This window comes from Ruegeria sp. CK1 (genome assembly GCF_056536545.1).
In genome coordinates, this window is sequence record NZ_JBQFPX010000006.1 from 137327 (window position 1) to 156072 (window position 18746).

The 18746-nt window shown below is 56.2% G+C and carries 18 protein-coding genes; 12 read left to right on the forward strand and 6 right to left on the reverse strand.

Annotated elements, in window-relative coordinates; translation table 11 throughout:
- Window positions 1-468: 468 nt before the first annotated feature.
- The 10 genes from ACR0L3_RS14885 to lpdA all read left to right on the forward strand — a co-directional run bounded on the left by ACR0L3_RS14885 (window position 469) and on the right by lpdA (window position 11003).
- Window positions 469-969, forward strand: coding sequence for a methyltransferase domain-containing protein (locus ACR0L3_RS14885; protein WP_480746546.1), 501 nt, complete (start codon window positions 469-471; stop codon window positions 967-969).
- A gap of 261 nt (window positions 970-1230) precedes the next feature.
- Complete coding sequence (gene sucC / locus ACR0L3_RS14890) at window positions 1231-2424, forward strand: ADP-forming succinate--CoA ligase subunit beta (RefSeq protein ID WP_480746547.1); 1194 nt, start codon at window positions 1231-1233, stop codon at window positions 2422-2424.
- 4 nt (window positions 2425-2428) lie between these two features.
- Window positions 2429-2935 (forward strand): hypothetical protein, encoded by a 507-nt coding sequence (locus tag ACR0L3_RS14895; RefSeq protein WP_480746548.1) that lies wholly within the window; start codon window positions 2429-2431, stop codon window positions 2933-2935.
- Entirely contained in the window at window positions 2935-3816 is an 882-nt protein-coding gene (gene sucD / locus ACR0L3_RS14900) for a succinate--CoA ligase subunit alpha (protein ID WP_170522246.1), read from the forward strand. The genes ACR0L3_RS14895 and sucD overlap by 1 nt, the downstream gene beginning before the upstream one ends.
- A gap of 57 nt (window positions 3817-3873) precedes the next feature.
- On the forward strand, window positions 3874-4242 hold the full coding sequence (locus ACR0L3_RS14905; RefSeq protein ID WP_480746549.1) for a hypothetical protein: 369 nt from the start codon (window positions 3874-3876) through the stop codon (window positions 4240-4242).
- A gap of 16 nt (window positions 4243-4258) precedes the next feature.
- Window positions 4259-4801, forward strand: coding sequence for a DUF805 domain-containing protein (locus ACR0L3_RS14910; protein ID WP_480746550.1), 543 nt, complete (start codon window positions 4259-4261; stop codon window positions 4799-4801).
- Complete coding sequence (locus ACR0L3_RS14915; RefSeq protein ID WP_480746552.1) at window positions 4798-7755, forward strand: 2-oxoglutarate dehydrogenase E1 component; 2958 nt, start codon at window positions 4798-4800, stop codon at window positions 7753-7755. Before ACR0L3_RS14910 ends, ACR0L3_RS14915 begins: the two co-directional genes overlap by 4 nt.
- Before the next feature lie 3 nt (window positions 7756-7758).
- Window positions 7759-9270, forward strand: a complete 1512-nt coding sequence (gene odhB / locus ACR0L3_RS14920; RefSeq protein ID WP_480746553.1) for a 2-oxoglutarate dehydrogenase complex dihydrolipoyllysine-residue succinyltransferase — start codon at window positions 7759-7761, stop codon at window positions 9268-9270.
- 2 nt (window positions 9271-9272) lie between these two features.
- Window positions 9273-9542 (forward strand): hypothetical protein, encoded by a 270-nt coding sequence (locus ACR0L3_RS14925; RefSeq protein WP_480746554.1) that lies wholly within the window; start codon window positions 9273-9275, stop codon window positions 9540-9542.
- Window positions 9543-9614: 72 nt separating this feature from the next.
- Window positions 9615-11003, forward strand: a complete 1389-nt coding sequence (gene lpdA / locus ACR0L3_RS14930) for a dihydrolipoyl dehydrogenase (RefSeq protein WP_480746555.1) — start codon at window positions 9615-9617, stop codon at window positions 11001-11003.
- Window positions 11004-11024: 21 nt separating this feature from the next.
- On the opposite strand, the gene ACR0L3_RS14935 is transcribed toward lpdA, so the two are convergent.
- Window positions 11025-11603, reverse strand: a complete 579-nt coding sequence (locus ACR0L3_RS14935; protein ID WP_480746557.1) for a TetR/AcrR family transcriptional regulator — start codon at window positions 11601-11603, stop codon at window positions 11025-11027.
- Window positions 11604-11704: 101 nt separating this feature from the next.
- Here ACR0L3_RS14935 and ACR0L3_RS14940 point away from each other — a divergent pair, with 101 nt between their 5' ends.
- Window positions 11705-12298 (forward strand): NAD(P)H-dependent oxidoreductase, encoded by a 594-nt coding sequence (locus ACR0L3_RS14940; protein ID WP_480746558.1) that lies wholly within the window; start codon window positions 11705-11707, stop codon window positions 12296-12298.
- A 9-nt stretch (window positions 12299-12307) separates the two neighbouring features.
- Here ACR0L3_RS14940 and ACR0L3_RS14945 read toward each other — a convergent pair whose 3' ends face one another.
- Genes ACR0L3_RS14945 through ACR0L3_RS14960 form a run of 4 tightly spaced genes read right to left on the reverse strand, consistent with a single transcriptional unit; the run spans window position 12308 to window position 15213 of the window.
- Complete coding sequence (locus tag ACR0L3_RS14945) at window positions 12308-12913, reverse strand: pyridoxamine 5'-phosphate oxidase family protein (protein WP_480746559.1); 606 nt, start codon at window positions 12911-12913, stop codon at window positions 12308-12310.
- Window positions 12900-13640, reverse strand: coding sequence for a lysophospholipid acyltransferase family protein (locus tag ACR0L3_RS14950; RefSeq protein WP_480746560.1), 741 nt, complete (start codon window positions 13638-13640; stop codon window positions 12900-12902). Before ACR0L3_RS14950 ends, ACR0L3_RS14945 begins: the two co-directional genes overlap by 14 nt.
- Window positions 13640-14539, reverse strand: coding sequence for a cell division protein FtsX (locus ACR0L3_RS14955; protein ID WP_480746561.1), 900 nt, complete (start codon window positions 14537-14539; stop codon window positions 13640-13642). Before ACR0L3_RS14955 ends, ACR0L3_RS14950 begins: the two co-directional genes overlap by 1 nt.
- Window positions 14536-15213: a cell division ATP-binding protein FtsE gene (locus ACR0L3_RS14960; protein ID WP_480746562.1), complete on the reverse strand. Its 678-nt coding sequence runs from the start codon at window positions 15211-15213 to the stop codon at window positions 14536-14538. Before ACR0L3_RS14960 ends, ACR0L3_RS14955 begins: the two co-directional genes overlap by 4 nt.
- Before the next feature lie 183 nt (window positions 15214-15396).
- Between ACR0L3_RS14960 and ACR0L3_RS14965 the strand changes: the two genes are divergently transcribed.
- Window positions 15397-16170, forward strand: coding sequence for a zinc-ribbon domain-containing protein (locus ACR0L3_RS14965; protein ID WP_480746563.1), 774 nt, complete (start codon window positions 15397-15399; stop codon window positions 16168-16170).
- 17 nt (window positions 16171-16187) lie between these two features.
- On the opposite strand, the gene ACR0L3_RS14970 is transcribed toward ACR0L3_RS14965, so the two are convergent.
- Window positions 16188-18734 carry a TIGR02302 family protein gene (locus ACR0L3_RS14970; protein WP_480746564.1) on the reverse strand — a complete coding sequence of 849 codons (2547 nt, stop codon included), beginning with the start codon at window positions 18732-18734 and terminating at the stop codon, window positions 16188-16190.
- Window positions 18735-18746: the final 12 nt, after the last annotated feature.

Genomic DNA, 18746 nt, shown 5'->3' on the forward strand with positions numbered 1-18746 from the left:
AAATAAGACCCAAGGCCCCGCGCTGTACCGTGGGGCTTTTTTGGGCAAACCCGTCTCGACGCAAGGAATCTTTAGGCAGCAATCGCCTCAAACCAATGTCTACTTAAGTTCGATATGTTGAGTATAAGACACAACTCATATTGATGGCGTCTGTAGTCTTAGTTACCATAAGAAGCACTATATAAATGCAAGTTTGTCCCATACATCTAAGTCAGGTGCATTGGCGCTTTAAATCCACTTACAAGTAGGCAAAATATGCGAAATAGAGCCCTGAAGAATTTTCTTGCATGGATTCCCCTTCCGTCAAAAGCGCGGAACCAATTTCGATCTAATGAAGACAGCCCAGACACCTCGCAAAAAAAGCGCCTCGAGTTTTCAACTTCGGATCAATATTGGGAAGAAAGATATCATCTCGGGCGCAATTCAGGAGCTGGAAGTTATGGGCGTCTTGCGGAATTCAAAGCAAGCGTGCTGAACGAATTTGTGGCAAATCACGGTTTAAGCTTTGTAATCGAGTTTGGCTCTGGCGACGGCAACCAGCTCTCCTTGGCAAAATACCCTGAGTACCTAGGCATCGACGTTTCGCAAACAGCCGTGGATAGCTGCCGGGAAAAATTCGCAGAGGACGCAACCAAAACCTTCGAAAACGTCCTTGATTATGATCGTCGAAAAGCTGATCTAACTCTCTCTCTCGATGTTATTTATCATCTGGTTGAAGATGACGTTTTCACCAAGTACATGGAAACGCTTTTTGACGCATCGACGCGTTTCGTAATCATTTATTCATCAAACAAAGACGAAAAACACACTCGGAAACATGTTCGGCACAGACTCTTTACCGATTGGGTCGAAACACACAGGCCCGGGTTCCGTATCGTCGAGCGTATTCCCAACCGCTACCCGTTTGACCCTGAAGACCCCGATAATACATCGTTTGCGGATTTCTACATCTTCGAACGCGTATCTTAAACGCTTTACAATACATCTTGCCTAAAGAGTTGCTTAGCCAGTTTCTTTGGTGTCCCTTGCAGTTTGCGCAGCGATCCCTTTGGCTGGCAGAGAATCGAATCAAAAAAGGGGGTCTCACATTTTGTGATCACACCCCAAAATACTGTGATCACAAATCACGAAAAACTTCGTGAAAAAGCACTGAGTCGTCAAAAAGCCCTTTATATTTGTGCTCTACGACCCTCTATAACTGATTAATCGTAGTCAGACGGGACAGTGTTGATGAACATTCACGAATATCAGGCCAAAGCTCTACTTCGCAGCTATGGCGCACCGGTCTCCGAAGGTCGCGCGGTTCTGCGCGCCGAGGAAGCCAAAACCGCAGCTGGTGAACTGGATGGCCCGCTTTGGGTTGTCAAAGCGCAAATCCACGCAGGGGGTCGCGGCAAGGGGTCTTTCAAAGAGGCCGACGCTGGTGAAAAAGGCGGTGTCCGTCTGACCAAATCGGTTGAAGAAGCCGCTGACGAAGCCAAGAAGATGCTGGGCCGCACGCTGGTCACGCATCAGACCGGTCCGGCGGGCAAGCAAGTCAACCGAATCTATATCGAGGCCGGTTCCGGCATTGAACGCGAACTTTACCTTGCTCTGCTGGTGGATCGCCAGACCAGCCGCATCTCGTTCGTCTGCTCGACCGAGGGTGGCATGGATATCGAAGAAGTGGCCGCTGAGACGCCCGAGAAAATCCTGTCCTTCTCGGTTGATCCCGCGACCGGTTATCAGCCTTATCATGGCCGTCGCATCGCCTTTTCGCTGGGTCTGGAAGGTGCGCAGATCAAGCAATGTGTGCGTCTGATGGGAATCCTCTACAAAGCCTTCGTCGAGAAGGACATGGAGATGCTGGAAATCAACCCGCTGATCGTTGCCGAAGGCGGCGACCTCAAGGTGTTGGACGCCAAGCTGGGCTTTGACGGCAACGCGGTTTACCGCCACCCAGACATCGCCGAGCTGCGCGACACGACCGAGGAAGATCCCAAGGAACTGGAAGCCTCCAAGTACGATCTGAACTACATCGCGCTGGATGGTGAGATCGGCTGCATGGTGAACGGTGCCGGTCTGGCGATGGCCACAATGGACATCATCAAGCTGTATGGCGCCGAGCCTGCCAACTTCCTCGACGTGGGCGGCGGTGCCACCAAAGAGAAAGTGACCGAGGCGTTCAAGATCATCACCTCGGACCCGAACGTCAAAGGCATTCTGGTCAACATCTTCGGCGGCATCATGCGCTGTGACGTCATTGCCGAAGGCGTTGTCGCCGCGGTGAAAGAGGTCGGCCTGCAGGTTCCGCTGGTCGTGCGTCTGGAAGGCACGAATGTCGAGAAGGGCAAAGAGATCATCAACACCTCTGGCCTAGACGTGATCGCGGCGGACAACCTGAAAGACGGCGCCGAGAAGATCGTGAAGGCGGTTAAGGGGTAGAGATTTGAAACTTTCGTTTTCAATTCTCGCGTTATTAGGTCTGAGCGTGATGCCACTTCGCGCTGAGACCTATTGGTACTTCAATTGGGAACGGGAGTTGTCCAGTCAGCCATCAGAAGCGCAGTCAGCTTGCATTTATTTTTTGTATGATTGGTTCGACCAACAGAATGAAATGTTTGCCGGTTTGGAAGTTGATTCTGAAAGCAAAGCTAACTCAGCTTTAAATCGCTACGAAACTCTGACGTGGTTCAGCATAACGGCATTTGATGGTCAGTCCGACATGGGATGGCCCGTCGCAGGAATAACCCTGAAAAAAGCATACAATATCTCTGCGAAGTGCAAAGTTGATCGCGTCGATAGCCGTGTTCTTTGGCTCCAGCTTACCCCGGGTCCATTTGTTGGAGAAGGCGTAGAACCGATCCCGCATTTGACCGAAGTTTCCGGAACATATGAAAGATTAGGGCCAATCAAGCTTGATATTGGCTCAGAGACACATCGAGGAAAATACTAATGGCCGTACTCATCGACGAAAACACCAAAGTGATCTGTCAGGGCTTTACCGGCTCGCAGGGCACATTCCACAGCGAACAGGCCATTGCTTATGGCACCAAGATGGTCGGCGGCGTGACCCCCGGCAAAGGCGGGATGGAACATCTGGGCCTGCCCGTGTTCAATTCAGTCCACGAAGCCAAGCACGTGACCGAAGCCAATGCCTCGGTGATTTACGTGCCACCGCCCTTCGCGGCGGACTCGATCCTCGAAGCGATTGACGCCGAGATGGAAGTGATCGTCTGCATCACCGAAGGCATCCCGGTTCTGGACATGATGAAAGTGAAGCGCGCGCTGGAAGGCTCAAACTCGCGCCTGATCGGCCCGAACTGCCCCGGCGTCATTACGCCCGACGCCTGCAAGATCGGTATCATGCCCGGCCACATCCACAAGCGCGGCAGCGTGGGTGTTGTAAGCCGTTCAGGTACACTTACTTATGAAGCCGTGAAACAGACAACTGACGTAGGACTGGGCCAGTCCACCTGTGTGGGCATCGGCGGCGACCCGATCAAAGGCACCGAGCATATCGACGTGCTGGAATGGTTCCTGGCCGATGACGAAACCGAGTCGATCATCATGATCGGTGAGATCGGCGGCTCGGCCGAAGAAGAAGCCGCGCAATTCCTGGCGGATGAGGCCAAGAAAGGCCGCAAAAAGCCGACCGCCGGGTTCATCGCAGGCCGCACAGCCCCTCCGGGCCGCCGCATGGGCCACGCAGGCGCGATTGTAGCCGGTGGCAAAGGCGGTGCCGAGGACAAGATCGAAGCCATGCGCTCAGCCGGTATCGTCGTGGCCGAAAGCCCGGCGCAGCTGGGCGAGGCTGTGCTGGAAGCGATTGGGTAAGTGACCATGAACCGGGCATATGCTCTGAGGGCAGCGCCCGGCCCGAGGGTGGGCGAAATGCGCCCGCCCTGGGGGGCGCGTCGGGCGCTGCCCGGCGGTGCCCTTCGGGCGATTATTGCCGTCTTGATAATTTGCTCGGGAACATCTGTCGCAGCTCAAAATACTAAAATCACTCCAATGGATCAGTTCATCGTGCGAGCCATACCGGGTGTGCATGGTGCCGAGACAGACATATTGGACGGCGACAAAATCGCTTTTACATATTTCAGCATTCGTATTGACCAACAAGAAATGCGAGCGGCAGCTGAAATGTGGTGCTCACAACTTGATGGAACAGCCCGTCTGGACTCTGATGTGCGAGTGGGAAGCTATCTTTGGTTGTTAGGACGGCGTCAAACGACATTTGATTGCGCTAGTGAGAACTGAGGAGAAGAGACCGACCATGACCTTCTCCGACGCCATTCGCACCTGTTTCTCCAAGTTCTTCACCTTCTCGGGTCGTGCCTCACGGCCAGAATACTGGTTCTTTTTCCTGTTCATCGTGATCTGGAGCTTTATCGCCGGGATCATCGACTGGCAGTTTTTCACTCAGGTCGCTACGACGCAGACGGATGAGGTGAAGTCCGTCACCGCTACGTCCTCGCAACCCGTGCAAAGCATCGTCAGCCTGATCGTGTTCTTCCCGCATCTCGCCGTTGCGTGGCGAAGGATGCATGATACCGGACGCAGCGGGCTGTATGCCTTGCTGCCGATCCTGCTGATCCTTGGCGCAGTTGCGATTATGTTCTTTGGCATCGGCCTTGCGTCCAGCTTCCAGCACGGTGGCAATTTGGACATCCTGTTCACACGTGCGACTTTGCTGATCGTCATTCCGACACTGCTGATCCTGTTTGTGTCGCCCCTCCTGGTGCTGTGGTGGCTGACCCGCCCCAGCCAACCAGGCACCAATCAATACGGTCCCAACCCATATGAGGTAGCCCAATGACCGAACATACGCCCAATTCCGCGTTCCACGCCTCAAGCTTCATGCAGGGGCACAATGCCGAGTATCTGGAGCAGCTCTATGCCCAGTACACCAAGAACCCCGGCGCGGTGGATGCCGCCTGGGCAGAGTTCTTCAAGGCCATGGGCGACGCCACGCCGGACGTTCAGAAAGAGGCCGAAGGGCCGTCTTGGGCGCGCACCGACTGGCCCCCGATGCCGGCCGATGATCTGACTGGTGCTCTGACCGGCGAGTGGGCCGAGATCGACGCCAAAGCAGCCGGCAAAAAGATTAAGGAAAAGGCGGCGGATAAGGGTGTTCAGGTCAGCGATGACCAAATCAAGCGCGCTGTGCTGGACAGTCTGCGGGCACTGATGCTGATCCGGGCTTATCGGATCCGGGGCCATCTGGCCGCCGATCTGGACCCGCTGGGCATGCGTGCCGCCAGCACCCACCCCGAGTTGGACCCCAAGACCTATGGCTTCACCGAAGCCGACATGGACCGGCCGATATTTATCGACAACGTGCTGGGCTTGCAGATGGCCAGCATGCGCCAGATCGTCGAGATCGTAAAACGCACCTATTGCGGCACCTTCGCGCTGCAATACATGCACATTTCCGATCCCGAGCAGGCAGCTTGGCTGAAGGAACGGATCGAAGGATTTGGCAAGGAAATCCAGTTCACCAAGGAAGGCCGAAAGGCGATCCTGAACAAAATGGTCGAGGCCGAGGGGTTCGAGAAATTCCTTCACGTCAAATACATGGGCACCAAGCGCTTTGGTTTGGACGGTGGCGAAAGCCTGATCCCCGCGATGGAGCAGATCATCAAGCGCGGTGGTGCCTTGGGCGTAAGGGACATCGTTATTGGCATGCCGCACCGTGGTCGCCTGAACATTCTGGCCAACGTGATGCGCAAACCCTATCGCGCAATCTTCAATGAATTCCAGGGCGGCAGTTTCAAGCCCGAAGACGTGGATGGATCAGGCGACGTGAAATATCACCTGGGTGCTTCCAGTGACCGCGAATTCGACGGCAACAGCGTGCACCTGTCGCTGACCGCCAACCCCTCACACCTTGAGGCTGTGAACCCTGTGGTTCTGGGCAAGGTTCGCGCCAAACAGGATCAGCTGAACGACGAAGACCGTACTGCTGTGATGGGCATCCTGCTGCATGGCGACGCGGCCTTTGCCGGTCAGGGTGTCGTGGCCGAAGGTTTTGGCCTATCCGGCCTGAAGGGCCACAAGACCGGCGGCACTATGCATATCGTGGTGAACAACCAGATCGGCTTTACCACTGCGCCGCACTTTAGCCGCTCCAGCCCCTATCCAACCGATATTGCGCTGATGGTTGAGGCGCCGATCTTCCATGTGAACGGTGACGACCCCGAAGCCGTGGTGCACGCGGCCAAGGTGGCGACCGAATTCCGCCAGAAGTTCCACAAAGATGTGGTCATCGACATCTTCTGCTACCGCCGGTTTGGTCACAACGAGGGCGACGAGCCCATGTTTACCAACCCGATTATGTACAAGAAGATCAAAACCCATAAAACCACGCTCAGCCTGTACACCGAGCGTCTAGTCAAAGACGGCCTGATCCCGGAAGGTGAGATCGAAGATATGAAGGCCGCCTTCCAGGCCCATCTCAATGATGAGTTTGAGGCAGGCAAAGACTATAAGCCGAACAAAGCGGACTGGCTGGACGGGCGGTGGTCGCATCTGGACAAGAACAAGGACGAATATGTTCGCGGCGAAACGGCGATCGCGCCGGAAACTCTGGCAGAGGTTGGCAATGCGCTAACGCACGCGCCCGAGGATATAGCGGTTCACAAAACCGTTGCGCGCCTGTTGGAACATAAAAAACAAATGTTCGACAGCGGCAAAGGCTTCGACTGGGCCACCGGCGAAGCATTGGCATTTGGCTCATTGCTGACCGACGGTTTCCCGGTGCGCTTGTCCGGTCAGGACGCGACGCGTGGCACGTTCAGTCAGCGCCACTCGGGCTTTGTTCATCAGGAAACTGAAGAACGGTACTACCCGCTGAACAACATCCGAGCAGGCCAGTCAAAATACGACGTGATCGACTCGATGCTTTCGGAGTATGCGGTTCTGGGCTTTGAATACGGCTACTCGTTGGCTGAACCAAACGCATTGACCCTGTGGGAAGCACAGTTCGGTGATTTTGCAAACGGCGCGCAGATCATGTTCGACCAGTTCATCAGCTCAGGTGAAAGCAAATGGCTGCGGATGTCCGGCCTGGTGACCCTGCTGCCGCATGGTTTCGAAGGCCAAGGCCCAGAGCATTCGTCCGCACGGCTTGAACGGTTCTTGCAGATGTGTGGTCAGGACAACTGGATCGTTGCGAACTGTACGACGCCCGCGAACTATTTCCACATTCTGCGCCGTCAGCTTCACCGTACCTTCCGCAAACCGCTGATCCTGGTGACGCCAAAATCGTTGCTTCGCCACAAGCTTGCGGTCAGCACCGCCGAGGAATTCACAACCGGATCAAGTTTCCACCGGGTGCTTTGGGATGATGCGCAACACGGCAATTCCGACACCAAACTAGTCAAGGATGACAAGATCAAGCGGGTCGTAATGTGTTCCGGCAAGGTCTACTATGACCTGCTGGAAGAACGCGACGCCCGCGGCATCGACGATGTCTACCTGATGCGGATCGAACAGTTCTACCCCTTCCCTGCCCACTCGCTGATCAATGAGCTTGAGCGCTTCAAAGGGGCGGAAATGCTCTGGTGTCAGGAAGAACCCAAAAACCAGGGCGCCTGGACCTTTATCGAACCCAATATCGAATGGGTACTGACCCGTATCGGTGCCAAAAGTACAAGACCGCGCTACGTCGGTCGTGCAACCTCGGCTTCGCCCGCGACGGGTCTGGCCAGCCAACACAAAGCTCAACAAGAGGCGCTTGTGAACGAAGCGCTGAGCCTCGAAGGAAAATAAACGATGACCATTGAAGTTCGTGTACCTACGCTAGGCGAATCCGTGACCGAAGCCACGGTTGCCACCTGGTTCAAGAAACCCGGTGATGCAGTGGCCGTGGATGAGATGCTCTGTGAGCTTGAAACCGACAAAGTCACAGTTGAGGTGCCCGCTCCCGCCGCAGGCGTAATGGGCGAGATTGTCGCCGCCGAAGGTGAAACCGTGGGCGTAGACGCGCTGCTGGCCACTATCACCGCAGGTGAAGGTGCTGCTGCAGCGCCTGCCGCAGCACCAGCCCCCGCAGCCGAGGCCGCCCCTGCCGCAAGTGGTGGCAGCATCGATGTGATGGTGCCGACGCTGGGTGAATCCGTCACCGAGGCCACCGTTTCCACTTGGTTCAAACAGGTTGGCGACGCCGTGGCGCAGGACGAAATGCTGTGCGAACTGGAAACCGACAAGGTATCAGTCGAGGTTCCGGCCCCCGCGGCTGGAGTTTTGGCGGAAATCGCAGCGCCCGAAGGCACCACGGTGGATGCCACAGCCAAGTTGGCCGTGATCTCGGGGGCTGACGCAGTTGCCGCCCCAGCGGCGGCTCCGGCCGCAGCAGCAGAACCTGCCGAGGCTACCGCAAGTAAGGATGTCGCCAACGCTCCGTCCGCGGAGAAAGCAATGGCTGAAGCCGGTTTAACCGCCGGTCAGGTCACTGGTACTGGCCGCGACGGTCGTATCATGAAAGAAGATGTGGCGCGCGCCGTGGCAACCGCAGGTACTCCGGCCCCTGCGCCTGCAGCAGCCCCTGCTCCGGCCCCACGTGCACCTGTTGCAGCCAGCGATGCTGCCCGCGAAGAGCGGGTCAAGATGACCCGCCTACGCCAGACCATCGCCAAGCGCCTGAAAGACAGCCAAAACACCGCAGCGATGTTGACCACCTATAACGAGGTCGACATGACCGAGGTGATGGCCCTGCGTAGCCAGTACAAGGACGAGTTCGAAAAGAAGCACGGCGTGCGTCTGGGCTTTATGTCGTTCTTCACCAAAGCCTGCTGCCATGCGCTGAAAGAAGTTCCCGAGGTGAACGCCGAGATTGACGGCACGGACATCGTCTACAAGAACTTCGTCCACATGGGCGTGGCCGCCGGTACGCCGACCGGTCTTGTGGTGCCGGTGATCCGCGACGCGGACTCGATGTCCTTTGCCGAGATCGAAAAAGCCATCGCCGAGAAAGGCAAGCGCGCCCGCGACGGCAAACTTTCAATGGAAGAAATGCAGGGCGGCACCTTCACCATTTCAAACGGTGGCGTCTATGGCTCGCTCATGTCCTCGCCGATCCTGAACCCCCCGCAATCGGGTATTCTGGGCATGCACAAGATCCAAGACCGTCCAATGGCAATCAACGGTCAGGTCGTGATCCGTCCGATGATGTATCTGGCGCTGTCCTATGACCACCGGATCGTTGACGGCAAAGGCGCGGTGACCTTCCTTGTTCGTGTCAAAGAGGCGCTGGAAGATCCGCGCCGCCTGCTGATGGATCTGTAATCATGGCGACACATGTACTCTGGCAAGCCGATGTGGCCGATTTCGATGTCTGGCTGAAGGTGTTTAACGAGGACAAAAAGATGCGCGAGGCCGCGGGTATCCGCGACCTCCACATCTGGAAAGACCCGGAACAAAAAGATCATGCCGTCGCCCTTTTCGAGATCACTGATCTGGACCGCGCGCAGAGTTTTCTTGAATCTGAGGAGCTAGCCATGCACCACGAACGTGGAGGCGTTGCGCATATTCAGGTCAAAGTGCTGACGCCAGTTTAAAAAATTATGCGCTGGCCACCATTCGGTGGCTGCGCTTTTCAAGGTTAATTCCTTGGGTTCTAGGAGAATAAAATGGCAAATTATGACGTCATCGTAATTGGCTCTGGTCCCGGCGGCTATGTTTGCGCGATCCGTTGCGCGCAGTTAGGTCTTAAGACCGCCTGTGTCGAAGGGCGCGAAACACTGGGCGGCACCTGCCTGAACGTTGGATGTATTCCGTCCAAAGCGCTGTTGCATGCTTCGCACCAGTTGCACGAGGCCGAGCACAACTTTGCGAAGATGGGCTTGAAGGGCAAAAGCCCTTCGGTCGACTGGAAACAGATGCTGGCCTACAAGGACGAGGTTGTCCTTGGAAATACCAAAGGTGTCGAGTTCCTGTTCAAAAAGAACAAGATCGATTGGTTGAAGGGTTGGGGCTCGATCCCCGGCGCGGGTCAGGTCAAGGTGGGCGACGAAGTCCACACCGCTAAGAACATTATCATCGCTTCGGGGTCTGAGGCATCCTCACTGCCTGGTGTCGAGGTGGACGAGAAGGTCGTCGTAACTTCGACCGGAGCATTAACGCTGGGCAAGGTTCCCAAAAAGATGGTCGTGATCGGCGCGGGCGTGATCGGTCTGGAATTGGGCTCGGTCTATCAGCGTCTGGGCGCTGAAGTCACCGTAATCGAGTTCCTTGATGTTATCACTCCGGGTATGGACCCAGAGGTGCAAAAGACATTCCAGCGAATCCTCAAAAAGCAGGGTCTGAAATTTGTCATGGGCGCTGCGGTTCAAAAGACCGAGGCCACAAAAACCAAGGCGAAAGTCACCTACAAGCTGCGCAAGGATGACAGCGAACATGTGGTCGAAGCCGATACGGTACTGGTCGCCACTGGCCGCAAGCCGTTCTCGGACGGTTTGGGTCTGGACGCTCTGGGCGTCGAAATGACCCAGCGCGGACAAATTAAGGTTGGAGCCGATTGGCAGACCAATGTGCCAGGTATCTATGCCATCGGCGATGTGACCGAAGGCCCGATGTTGGCCCACAAGGCCGAAGACGAAGGCCTGGCAGTCGCCGAGCAGGTCGCGGGCAAACACGGCCACGTCAATTATGGCGTTATTCCGGGCGTGATCTACACATGGCCAGAAGTCGCCAACGTTGGTGAAACCGAAGAAACTCTCAAGGCACAAGGCCGCGCCTACAAAGTTGGGAAATTCAACTTCATGGGGAACGGTCGCGCCAAGGCAAACTTGATGACGGACGGGTTTGTGAAAATCCTAGCCGACAAGGAAACCGACCGCATTCTGGGCTGCCACATTATAGGTCCGGCGGCGGGTGACTTGATCCACGAGGTTTGCGTTGCGATGGAATTTGGGGCATCTGCCGAAGATCTGGCCCTGACCTGCCACGCCCACCCGACCTATTCGGAAGCCGTACGCGAGGCCGCTTTGGCTTGTGGCGACGGTCCTATCCACAGTTAACCAAATTGACCTCGGCAGCGCTTATGTTGCCGGGGTCAACCAAGCGTCCAGATACACTTCCAGCCTGTCAGTGAATGTTTGTGCCGAGTGCAAAGCGCAGAACCTCAGGGACATGGCCTGAATGGCAAAGGCTTGTACACCTTCAGCCAAAAGATCTGATGAAACGTCCTTTCGGAATTCCGCATCGTCGAGCCACATCATCACGACGCGAAAGTACCTTTCAAAACAATATGCTATCGGGCCCACGTCTGAGATAGCTGTCGCACCTGAATATCTGATCAACAGGTCGAACACATACCGTTCGGACGTCATGAAACTGTGCACCGGCGCAAGGGCAGCGACGATCTCCGAGACCGTTTTGGGGGCTGTTCCCGCTTCTGACTGATCCAGACAAGCATTTAGTTTTGCCGCGATCAGTATTTCCATCAGCGCGTCTTTGTCACGGAAATGGGCAAAGAAGGTACCTTTGGCGACCCCGGCGGTCTGAACGACCTCTTCTACTCTCAAAGCTTCGTAGCCAGACCTTTGAATAACCTGCTCTGAGGCGGCGATCAGATTAGCCCGAGTTTTGAGGGTACGTTTTTGAGTCGTCTTTTGCATGGGTCCAATTTGCATGTTTTTTGACCATGGTCAAATTTTTAATTGACCGCGGTCATTTTTTGATTCTATAAAATGACCACGGTCATTTTTGGAGTTCCCCAATGCAACGCAAGAAAATCCTAATCCTTAATGGGCACCCTGCCGAAAGCAGCTTGTCCCGAACTTTTGCACAAACCTACAGTGACGCCGCCCAAGAGCATGGGCACGAAGTCCGAATAGTCCACCTGAGCGATTTGCAATTCGATCACGACTTCGGGCAGGGCAACTACCACGATTTCAAACCGCTAGAACCTGCACTGGAAAAAGTGCTTCAGGACTTCGAGTGGAGCGAGCACTTGGTGCTGACGACACCGATGTGGTGGGGCGGGTTGCCGGCGAAACTGAAAGGGCTAATTGACCGGATGTTCATCCCGGGGCGAACGTTCGACACAAGGAACACGACCAAGATTGGTTTCCCTGCTCCGATGCTGAGTGGTCGCACGGCACGTGTGATCCTAACAAGCGACACACCGGGTTGGTTCATGCGCTTGATCTATCGGCAAGCTCTCATTCGGCAGGTTCGGGATCAGATTTTGGGCTTTGTCGGCTTCAAACCGACCCGCTTCACTTATTTTTCGGGTGCAAGCTATCCAAAACCCGGAAGTGTGGACCGCTGGATTTCCAAGGTCGCTAAAATAGGCGCGGCGGCCATATAGTGCTTGCTTTCACCACATCGTCTTTGCGGCGCGCGCACCCCATTCAGAATCGTAGCGCGCGCCACCTTCCTCACCTTGGCTTGCCTCGGCTAAAATCTCGCCAATGCTAGGCAGTTCGGCTGTGTTATCACCCGAAGTCCAAATTTTGGCCCGCATCAGCGCACGGGCGCATTGCGTGTAGATTTCATTGATTTCGATGACGATAACCGTGGCTGGTTGTTTGCCGTGTTTTTCAAATCGGGCGCGCAGGTCTGCATCCGTAGTCAACCGGGCCGTACCATTCACGCGCACCACGTTGTTGGACGCCGATACCAGAAACATCAGCGCCACGCGCGGATCTCGCACGATATTGCGCAGCGAATCCAAACGGTTATTCCCGCGCCAATCCGGAAGCGCCAGTGTATTTTGATCAAGCTCCAACACCGCAGGACCATCATCGCCCCTGGGGCTGCCGTCTACGCCTTCGGGTCCCACGGTACTAAGAATGCACAGCCGCGAGGTCATGATCCATTTGCGATAAAGTGGCGTCAGTCTATTTACAACTTTACGCAAAGAAGGTGCACCAGGTGTACCATAGAGCCCTTCGAGCGTTTCAATATCCTCAATGAACTCCATCTGGATCAAATCCCACTTCTTTCATCAGTGTATTGGACCGTGTCTCAATGACGTCTTCCAATCGCCCCAGAAACGCGTTGCGCGCGACGCCCGGCTCAATTGGGTCTAGAAAGTCTACAATGGCCAGCCCCGGTTTGCGCAAAACACCTGTGCGCGGCCAGAAAACACCGGCGTTGGTTGCCACCGGTACACAAGGAAAACCCAGCCCTTCGTAAAGGACCGCTGTCCCTACTTTATAAGGCTTTTGCACGCCGGGCGCGACACGCGTTCCCTGTGGGTAGATCACCAACTGCCCGGGCTCCGTGAACTCTTTGGCGACATCTTTGACCATCTTGGCCACTGCTGCACCCTTTTTGCCGCGATCAACCGGAATACACCCAAGTCGACGGGCGTACATGCCGATCACCGGTGTCCAAAGCAGCTCTTTCTTCATGATGAACTTGCCATGGGGAATGGCATCGAAAATGATAATAATGTCGAGGAAGGATTGATGCTTGGCGCCGATGACCACTTCGTCCACAGGCACGGCCCCGCGCACCTCGGTTTTGATACCTACCATCCATCGGGCCAACCAAAGGGTTGTGCGCGCATAAGTTTTGCAGGCCTGCAAAGCACCGCGTTTGGCGAACAGGGCGTAAGGCGCAAACACGACGCCCAGGATCAGCATCCAGGCATAGATCACGATCATGAAAATCAGCGACCGGACCCATTGAAACACTGTGGCCATCACGAAAGCTCCTTCAATTTACGGCTGGACGCAGCCCAAGTCGCAAAAAAAGCAACCGTCGCGCCCAACAGGGGAATCAGCGCAGGCAACAACCACCCGATCCCCTGAAACCCAAGACCGGTCAGAAAACCGCCCTCATCCGAGGCTTCGGGCAACAACAGCACCCCTGTCATGCCCAGCAGAACCCCGACCACTGCGCCAAAAAAAGCCCGATAGGTAAACCGCCGGACAAAAGCCCGGGCAATAAACCCGTCGCGGGCACCGACCAGGCGCAGCACCTCAATGATTTGCGCATTGGCTGCCAGCGAAGAGTTTGCTGCCAGAGTAATCATCGCAGCAGTCGCGCCGCCAATGAGCAGGATCGAGACCCAACCCAACCGACGTAGTGACACTGCCGCATCCACCAGTGGCTCGCGCCATCGCGTATGGTCGTCCAGCACCGCGCCCGGCACTTCTGCCCCTAGACGCAGACGAAGACCGGCCGCGTCAAGGCCCGGCTCGCCCTCGATGATTTCGATCAGCTGAGGGATAGGCAACGTATCCAGCGGTAAATCCGATCCGAACCAAGGGGACAGCAGTGCGGCCTGCTCCTCGTTCGTCAAGGCCCGGGCGGAAGCAACACCGGGGGTTTGACTTAGAACGGTCAAGGCGGCTTCGGTCTGGGCAGCAAGCTGGTCCGCAGGTGCGTTGATACGAAGGGTCGCAGCACCTGCCAGTTCAGTTGCCCAGCGATCTGCCAAACGCCCGGAAGCCAGGGATAAAGCCAACGCAAACACCGCAAGAAATGCCATTGCACCCGATACGAACAGAGTTAGTTGGGCGGTGTAACCCGTAGGTGGTACAACGCGGTCTGCGCGTGCATCCCGTTTTAGCAGGTTTCGGATCATTCCGTTGCTCATAGATCCGCCCCCGCGAGCTGAACTTGACGACTTGAGATCCTTAAAACGCGCGCCTGTACAAGACTTTTCGCAGCACGGATCAGGCTCAGATCATGAGTGGCGATCAGAATGGTCTTGCCCATTTTGTTCAATTCAACCAGCAGGCGCAGCAGACGTTGCGACATCTCCCAATCCACGTTGCCAGTCGGTTCATCAGCAAGCACCACATCCGGCGACAGGATCACGGCACGGGCCAGTGCGGCTCGTTGGCGTTCGCCGCCCGAAAGTTCCGGTGGAAGCGCGTCCAAACGCGAACCCAACCCGACCCAAGACAAAAGCTCGCTCAGGTCCTCTCGCTTTGCCGCTTCGGCTTGTCCTGAAACCATCAACGGTAAAGCCACATTCTCAACCACTGTCATATGGTCCAGAAACTGGCAATTCTGATGCACGACACCGATTCTGCGACGTAACAGGGCCATCTGATCCCGGTCTAGCCTTGCCACGTCCTGTTCTAATGCCCTAAGCCGCCCGGACGTAGGCACCAGTGCGCCATAACAAAGCTTGAGCAAGGTGGTTTTACCCGCACCCGATGGGCCGGTCAGAAAGTGAAAGGATCCCGGCTGCAACTGCAGTGAGACATCGCTCAGCAGCTCTCCTTCACCATAGGTGTAGCTGACATTTTCCAGCTCGATCACAGGGGCCCCCGTCTTAGTTGCCGCCCTTCTTGCCCGAGCGCGGTTGTGGTTGCAATGCCTGCACCGGGTCGAATTGGTGACACATACACCGCGAAACCGAAAACACCCTTTGCGGTCAGGTCTTAACGGAATATCATCCCCGAAAAAACTATTATCGGGCCAAGGTCCCGACCAGGAGGCAGCATGCGTCTTACGTGTCCGAATTGTGGTGCTCAATACGAAGTGCCGGACGAAGTCATTCCCGAAGAAGGCCGCGACGTTCAGTGTTCAAATTGCGAGAAAACCTGGTTTCAAGCCAAGCATCCGGATCAGCCGACCGAAAAGGCCGCTGAACCAGTTGTTGAGGAAACGCCAGCCCCTGAACCTGCCGTTGAACCCGAACCGGAAGTTGTTCCAGAAACACCTGCCCCGACGCCCGAAGTGTCAACGGACCCTACACCAGAGCCCGAACCACAAGATACTGGCAAAAACATCGATCCAGCGGTTGCTAGCATTCTCAAGGAAGAAGCAGCCCGAGAGGCAGATTTGCGTGCCAAAGAAGGCGGCAGCCTTGAAGTCCAGACCGATCTGGCGCTGGATGCCCCACCTGATCCTGAACCCGATACCGAAACCGAACGCGCGGTCAAAGAACTGACCGCGTCCGAAAGCGCGGCGGATGCAGGTCAAAAGGACGTCCTACCGGATGTCGAGGCGATCAATTCCAGCTTGCGTAGCGACGAAACCACGACAAAACCCGAGGTCGAGGATCTTACTCCGCGCAAATCGGGTGGTGGGTTCATGCGCGGATTTGCGTTGATCTTGATTGTGGGCATCATCCTGCTTCTGGTCTACAGCAATGCACAGAAAATCACTGAGGCGGTACCGCAAGCTGAGCCAATCCTGACACCTTACGTCTCTTTGGTCGATCAAGCTCGGATCTGGCTTGAAACGCAGGCATCGGGTGCATCACAGAATTGAACTGTCTTCAGGCTGGGCTAGAACCGCTCCAATAGACGCTTAAGGTATTCCAGTTCGATCTGGGGGCGGTCCGTCTCGCCAGTACGGCGGCGGATCTCGTCCAGCAACTCACGCGCACGCCGATAAACGTCCTCGCCCTGCAACAGATTGTCATCGGTCGAAATCGTTCCGTTTGCACCCGGACTACGGCCCAAAGGATCACGACTAGTGGCCTGCATATCGCCGTCTTGCGAACCCTGACCCGGCTGATTTTGCTGGTTCTGAGCCAATGCTTCACCCAAAGACCGCATGCCCTCACGCAGCGCTTCCATCGCTTCGGACTGGCGGTCGATCGCTTCGGCCAAATCATCGCCTCGCAGAGCGTCTTCGGCCTCGTCCATCGCACGACCTGCGCGACCCAACGCATCGCGCGCGGCTTCACCCTCGGGCGTTCCGGCACCGGGCAGGTTTTGTTGCTGACGTCCCAGTTCATCACGCAGCGCCTGCTGACGATCAGCCAACGAGCCCTGCCCCTGTTCGCTGCCACCGTCTGCTTGGTCATTGCCCTGACCCTGACCGCCTTGACCCTCGTGGCTCTGGCCGCGGCCCAAACCGCCATTGCGACCTTCATTGCCCTGGCTTTCACCAGCTTGGGCGCCAGGGTTGAACTGTTCCTGCAGGTCGCGGAACGCCTGATCACTTAGACCCTGCTGTTCGCGCAGCGTTTCGGCCAACCCTTCCATAGCCTGCTGGCCCTCGGACTGTTGACCCTGGCCTTGGCCCTGAGTGACGCGCATGTTCTCCATCATCTGCTGGAATTCTTCCAGTGCCTGCTGCGCTTCGGCCATGCGGCCTTGTTCCATCAGTTCCTGAATTCGGTCCATCATCCGCTGCAGATCGTCCTGCGTCATCTGCATGGATTCGCCGTTTTGGCCCTGTTGGTTTTCGTCAAACTCACCGTTTTCTTGTGCCAGTCTCTGAAGTTGGCGCATGTAATCCTGCGTCGCTTCGCGCAACTCTTGCATCAGCTCGGCAATCTCTTCATCGGTGGCACCGTTTTTCATCGCTTCGGTCAGGCGTTCCTGTGCCCTGCGCATACGCTCCAATGCATCGGCCAACGTGCCTTCTTCGATGATGACGGCCAAATCCCACAATGCCTGCGCAATTTCTTCCTGCTGTTTCTGGGTCAGCCCATAGTCGGTAAACGCCTCTAACCGGCGGAGGGTCACGCGCAGGCGCAGGTATGCTGTGTCCGAGCGGAAAACGTCTTCGGGCATGTGCGAAACCGCCCGCAAAATCTGCGCCACCCTCGGTGCGTTTTCACGTGTCCAGAGCAGGTCGCGCCGCTGTTCGATAACTGCCGCTGCCAGCGGGTCAAAGAACCGCCGGGCTGGTAGTTTGGTCGCATAGGCCTCGGACTGGGTTTCCTGATCCGCTGCATCTTTTGCCATCAAAGTAATTTTAACCGGCAAATGCGCCCATGGATGCTGAGAAAAATCTTCGATCAGGTCTTCGGTGAAATCAGCCCGATCTCCAGCGATCGGCATAGGCAATTCAACTTGGATCACCTCACGCGGTTCCGGTTCCGTAGTCAGACCATAGCGGCGGTCAACGGCAGGCAAATCCAATTCAACCACAGCAGCGCCGGAAACAACGCCGTAATCATCGCTGGCGTCGAACGGCAGTTTCATTTGACCGCCGGCCTCGGTTTCCGCTTGCGCGGCCACGGCAACTTGCGGCGGCGTGTCTGCAATGATGTTCAATGACCAATCTCGGCCTGCAGGTCCATCGATTACCAATTGCCCGGAACGTTCGGCAACAAAATCCTGTTCCGGTTCAGTCGCATCTTGAGTACCGAGCGGCGAGGTTGTTTCGGTCAAACTATGGGAACCCACCTCACCGTAGAACCGCAAGGTGACCCGGCTGCCTTGAGGTACTGACAATACCGGGTCCGATTGATCTGCCAGATAGAGCGTTGGCAACCCCGTATAGCGAGGAGGTTCCACCCAGCCTTCCCAACTTGGTCCCTGCCCGGCCACGGCCGCTCCGGGCGTCATTTCAGCTACCGAGCCAATGCGCCAGAATGAACCAAACAAGACTGCAATAACCAGCGCCAGCAAAGCGGAATATCGCAATGCATAGGGGTCGCGGTCCGCCAACCTTAAATCAGGTCTGACCGGTTCCGCCTGCGAAGCCCGTTGCGCCATGCGGGTTTGATGCGCGCGCCATAGTGCCACCGAGTCCGCATCCATCGCACCTATGGCCTGATCGTCCACCAACGCCTGAATCGGACGCCCCGGCAGAGATTCGTCCAACCTCATCAAAGCCTCGGTCCGACTGGGCCAGTGGAATCGCCGAATACCCCAGACAAGCGATGCAGTCAGACCCATAAGCGCCACAGCGCCCACAACCCAAACGACTTCGACCCGTACAAAATCCTGCAAACCCAGCATCAAAGCAGCCAGAATTGCCATTGTTATCGAGAAAAAGGGCCAGAACGCGCGTAATCCCTGCTCAGCCAGCATCCCTGCGTGCGTCAGCCACAGTGACAGTTTTGGAATCGGCAGCTTCTGTCTTGCGGTCAAGGCGGGCCTCCT

Bases quoted from the DNA above. Each gene is read 5' to 3' on its own strand.
- sucC (WP_480746547.1), top strand. From the start codon at position 1,231: ATGAACATTCACGAATATCAGGCCAAAGCTCTACTTCGCAGCTATGGC.
- sucD (WP_170522246.1), top strand. From the start codon at position 2,935: ATGGCCGTACTCATCGACGAAAACACCAAAGTGATCTGTCAGGGCTTT.
- ACR0L3_RS14905 (WP_480746549.1), top strand. From the start codon at position 3,874: ATGCGCCCGCCCTGGGGGGCGCGTCGGGCGCTGCCCGGCGGTGCCCTT.
- ACR0L3_RS14910 (WP_480746550.1), top strand. From the start codon at position 4,259: ATGACCTTCTCCGACGCCATTCGCACCTGTTTCTCCAAGTTCTTCACC.
- ACR0L3_RS14915 (WP_480746552.1), top strand. From the start codon at position 4,798: ATGACCGAACATACGCCCAATTCCGCGTTCCACGCCTCAAGCTTCATG.
- odhB (WP_480746553.1), top strand. From the start codon at position 7,759: ATGACCATTGAAGTTCGTGTACCTACGCTAGGCGAATCCGTGACCGAA.
- ACR0L3_RS14925 (WP_480746554.1), top strand. From the start codon at position 9,273: ATGGCGACACATGTACTCTGGCAAGCCGATGTGGCCGATTTCGATGTC.
- lpdA (WP_480746555.1), top strand. From the start codon at position 9,615: ATGGCAAATTATGACGTCATCGTAATTGGCTCTGGTCCCGGCGGCTAT.
- ACR0L3_RS14935 (WP_480746557.1), bottom strand. From the start codon at position 11,603: ATGCAAAAGACGACTCAAAAACGTACCCTCAAAACTCGGGCTAATCTG.
- ACR0L3_RS14940 (WP_480746558.1), top strand. From the start codon at position 11,705: ATGCAACGCAAGAAAATCCTAATCCTTAATGGGCACCCTGCCGAAAGC.
- ACR0L3_RS14945 (WP_480746559.1), bottom strand. From the start codon at position 12,913: ATGGAGTTCATTGAGGATATTGAAACGCTCGAAGGGCTCTATGGTACA.
- ACR0L3_RS14950 (WP_480746560.1), bottom strand. From the start codon at position 13,640: ATGGCCACAGTGTTTCAATGGGTCCGGTCGCTGATTTTCATGATCGTG.
- ACR0L3_RS14955 (WP_480746561.1), bottom strand. From the start codon at position 14,539: ATGAGCAACGGAATGATCCGAAACCTGCTAAAACGGGATGCACGCGCA.
- ACR0L3_RS14965 (WP_480746563.1), top strand. From the start codon at position 15,397: ATGCGTCTTACGTGTCCGAATTGTGGTGCTCAATACGAAGTGCCGGAC.